At 73.1% G+C, this 3,087-nt stretch carries 3 protein-coding genes; all 3 read right to left on the bottom strand.

The window, feature by feature from the left end; genetic code table 11:
- Positions 1-187: 187 nt before the first annotated feature.
- Positions 188-985, bottom strand: a complete 798-nt coding sequence (locus ACFU99_RS38985; RefSeq protein ID WP_363130366.1) for a type III pantothenate kinase — start codon at positions 983-985, stop codon at positions 188-190.
- The gene (gene nadC / locus ACFU99_RS38980) at positions 985-2,076 is read right to left on the bottom strand and encodes a carboxylating nicotinate-nucleotide diphosphorylase (RefSeq protein ID WP_384402066.1); all 1,092 of its coding nucleotides are present in this window, start codon (positions 2,074-2,076) and stop codon (positions 985-987) included. Before nadC ends, ACFU99_RS38985 begins: the two co-directional genes overlap by 1 nt.
- Positions 2,073-3,087 (bottom strand): FAD-binding protein (locus ACFU99_RS38975; RefSeq protein ID WP_384402063.1); only part of this gene is annotated, 1,015 nt, incomplete at its 5' end. The genes nadC and ACFU99_RS38975, both read right to left, overlap by 4 nt.

Raw genomic sequence — 3,087 nt, 5'->3', positions numbered from 1 at the left:
CGCCAGTACCGCTCCGGCCGCCAGCGCGGCCACGGCCACCGCCGCGCGGCATAACTTCCGCTTCACACCCATACGCCCCACGCCCTCGCCCGCTCCCGCAACTCCCCCCGCTTGCAGGACCGTTCATGCGTCGGGTTGGTTGCTCGGCCGGGCCGACCGGGCCCGACCAAGATCGTCGGGGACGATGCTAAGCGCGCGAGACGTTGCGTTCGTAGACGAGGCGCAGCCCGATGAGCGTGAGCCACGGCTCGTGCTCGTCGATGACGGACGACTCGCCGAGAACGAGCGGCGAGAGGCCGCCCGTCGCGATGACGGTGACGTCCTCGGGGTCGTCGGCGAGCTCGGCGGCCATGCGGGTGACGACGCCGTCGACCTGCCCGGCGAAGCCGTAGAGGATGCCGGACTGCATGGCCTCGACGGTGTTCTTGCCGATGACGCTGCGCGGCCGGGCCAGCTCGATCTTACGGAGCTGGGCGCCCTTGACGCCGAGCGCCTCGACGGAGATCTCGATGCCGGGCGCGATGACGCCGCCCGCGTACTCGCCGCGCGCGCTGACGGCGTCGAAGGTGGTGGCCGTGCCGAAGTCCACGACGACGCAGGGCCCGCCGTACAGCTCGACGGCCGCGACCGCGTTGATGATGCGGTCGGCGCCGACCTCCTTCGGGTTGTCCATCAGGATCGGCACGCCCGTCTTGACGCCGGGCTCGACGAGGATCGCGGGAACGTCGCCGTAGTAGCGGCGGGTCACCTCCCGCAGTTCCTGGAGGACGGAGGGGACGGTGGAGCAGATGGCGATGCCCTCGATGCCGTCGCTCAGCTCCTCGCCGAGCAGCGGGTGCATGCCCATCAGGCCCTGGAGGAGGACGGCCAGTTCGTCGGCGGTGCGGCGGGCGTCCGTGGAGATCCGCCAGTGCTCGACGATGTCCTCGCCGTCGAAGAGGCCGAGGACGGTGTGGGTGTTTCCGACGTCGATGGTGAGCAGCATCAGGCCCGCTCCCCGTCGCTCGCACCGTGCGCGTCGTTGGCGTCGTTGGCGTCATTGTTGTCGTTGTCGTCGTCGTTCTCGCGGAGGTCCAGGCCGATGTCCAGGATCGGCGAGGAGTGCGTGAGGGCCCCGACGGCGAGGTAGTCGACGCCGGCGTCCGCGTACGCGCGCGCGTTGTCGAGGGTGAGGCGGCCGGAGGACTCCAGGGCGGCGCGGCCCGCTACGAGTGCTACGGCCTCGCGGGTCTGCTCGGGGGTGAAGTTGTCGAGCAGGATGAGGTCCGCGCCCTCGGTGAGGATCGGCGGGATCTGTTCGAGGGTGTCCACCTCGACCTCGATCGGCACGTCCGGGAACTCCGCCCGTACCGCCTTGAACGCCTCGGCCACCCCGCCCGCCGCGATGACGTGGTTGTCCTTGATGAGCGCGGCGTCCGACAGCGACATGCGGTGGTTGACGCCGCCGCCGCAGCGGACCGCGTACTTCTCCAGGGCGCGCAGGCCGGGCGTGGTCTTGCGGGTGTCGCGGACCTCGGCCTTCGTGCCGTCCAGGACGTCGGCCCAGGCGCGGGCCGCGGTCGCGATGCCGGAGAGGCGGCACAGCAGGTTGAGGGCGCTGCGCTCGCCGGTGAGCAGGTCGCGGGTACGGGCCCGTACGGACAGCAGTTTCTGACCGGCGCTCACCCGGTCGCCGTCCTCCACGTGCCGGTCGACCTCGAACTCGTCCATGCAGACGACGGACAGGACCGCCTCGGCGACGCGCAGCCCGGCGACGGTGCCGCTCTCGCGCGCGGTGAAGTCGCCGACGGCGACGGCGTCCTCGGGGACGGTCGCGACGGTCGTGACGTCCACGCCCTGGTCGAGGTCCTCCTCGATGGCCAGGTGGGCGATGTCCTCGACCTGCACGGGGTCGAGGCCCGCGGCGGCGATCAGCTGGGCGAGGCCGGGGTCGAGGCCGCATTCGAGCGGGTCGGCGTCGTACGGCTCACCGCCACCGCAGCCGCACGCGTCACCGCAGCCGCCGCCGGAGCCCGCGTCGGCGGGGTCCTGGCCGACGCGGCCGATCTGGAGCAGGGGGAGGTCGGGGGTGCTCACTGATTCGACTCCGTCTCGGGGGTCTTGGGGGTCTCGGGGAGGTGGGCGATGGTCGCGGGGAAGGCGGGGGTGTCGGTCGTGCGGACGGCGAGGGTGCGGTCCGGGCGCAGCGCCACGAGGAGGTGGCGGTGCCAGGCCGCGTCGTCGCGCTCCGGGCAGTCCTCGCGCCAGTGGCAGCCGCGGGTCTCCTCGCGGCGCTGGGCGGCGGCGACGAGGACGCGGGCGACGAGGAGGAGGTTGGTCGTCTCCCAGGTCTCGACGGAGGGCTCGGCGGTCTTGCCCTCGCGGGCCAGTTCGTCCACGGCGCCGGCGTGCAGCTGTGTCAGCCGCGTCGCCGCCTCGGCGAGGCTGGCGGCGGAGCGCAGGACTCCGGCTCCGGTGGTCATCACCCGCTGGACGGCGAAGCGCGCTTCGGGGGCCACGAGGGCGGATTCGGCGGTGGGGGCGTCCGATGTGGGGACCGCGGAGGGGGTTTCCGTACGGATACGGGGCGCCGCCCCCGGGCCCGTGACGTCCGCCGCGATGCGCTCCGCGAAGACCAGGCCCTCCAGGAGCGAGTTCGACGCGAGCCGGTTGGCTCCGTGGACGCCGGTGCAGGCGGCCTCCCCGCACGCGTACAGGCCGGGGACCGTGGTGCGGCCGCGCAGGTCGGTCCGTACGCCGCCGGAGGCGTAGTGGGCGGCGGGGGCCACCGGGATCGGCTCGGTGACCGGGTCGATGCCGTGGGAGCGGCAGGCGGCGAGGATGGTGGGGAAGCGCTTGTCCCACATCCGGGCGCCGAAGTGGCGGGCGTCGAGGTACATGTGCTCGGCGCCGCGCTCACGCATCCGCCGCGTGATGGCCTTGGCGACGATGTCGCGCGGCGCCAGCTCGGCCAGTTCGTGCTGCCCGAGCATGAAGCGGACACCGTCCGCGTCGACGAGGTGGGCGCCCTCGCCCCGTACCGCCTCGGACACCAGCGGCTGCTGGCCCTCCGCGTCGGGCCCCAGCCACAGCACCGTGGGGTGGAAC

This window comes from Streptomyces sp. NPDC057654 (assembly GCF_042800135.1).
Lineage (GTDB): Bacteria > Actinomycetota > Actinomycetes > Streptomycetales > Streptomycetaceae > Streptomyces.
The sequence above is the reverse complement of the archived record's forward strand: the minus strand, read 5'-3'. Positions and strand labels throughout refer to the sequence as shown.